The organism is Serratia bockelmannii, from assembly GCF_008011855.1.
GTDB classification, from domain to species: Bacteria; Pseudomonadota; Gammaproteobacteria; order Enterobacterales; family Enterobacteriaceae; genus Serratia; species Serratia bockelmannii.
Genome location: NZ_VOUX01000022.1, coordinates 1 through 513, shown reverse-complemented (window position 1 = coordinate 513; position 513 = coordinate 1). Strand labels below are relative to the sequence as shown.

The 513-nt window shown below is 52.6% G+C and carries 1 rRNA gene; it reads left to right on the top strand.

The window, feature by feature from the left end:
- Nucleotides 1-513: ribosomal RNA gene (locus FOT55_RS12520) — 23S ribosomal RNA — on the top strand; the annotation flags it as partial.

Below are 513 nucleotides of genomic sequence, written 5' to 3'. Positions count from 1 at the left end.
AAGGCTAGGCTAGCCGGGCGACGGTTGTCCCGGTTTAAGCGTGTAGGGGGTGTGACCTGGTAAATCCGGTTGCATATTAACCCTGAGGCGTGATGACGATGCACTACGGTGCAGAAGTAGTTGATGCCCTGCTTCCAGGAAAATCCTCTAAGCTCCAGGTAACATTAAATCGTACCCCAAACCGACACAGGTGGTCAGGTAGAGAATACCAAGGCGCTTGAGAGAACTCGGGTGAAGGAACTAGGCAAAATGGTGCCGTAACTTCGGGAGAAGGCACGCTGGCATGTAGGTGAAGTCCTTCGCGGATGGAGCTGAAGCCAGTCGAAGATACCAGCTGGCTGCAACTGTTTAATAAAAACACAGCACTGTGCAAACACGAAAGTGGACGTATACGGTGTGACGCCTGCCCGGTGCTGGAAGGTTAATTGATGGGGTCAGCCGCAAGGCGAAGCTCTTGATCGAAGCCCCAGTAAACGGCGGCCGTAACTATAACGGTCCTAAGGTAGCGAAATT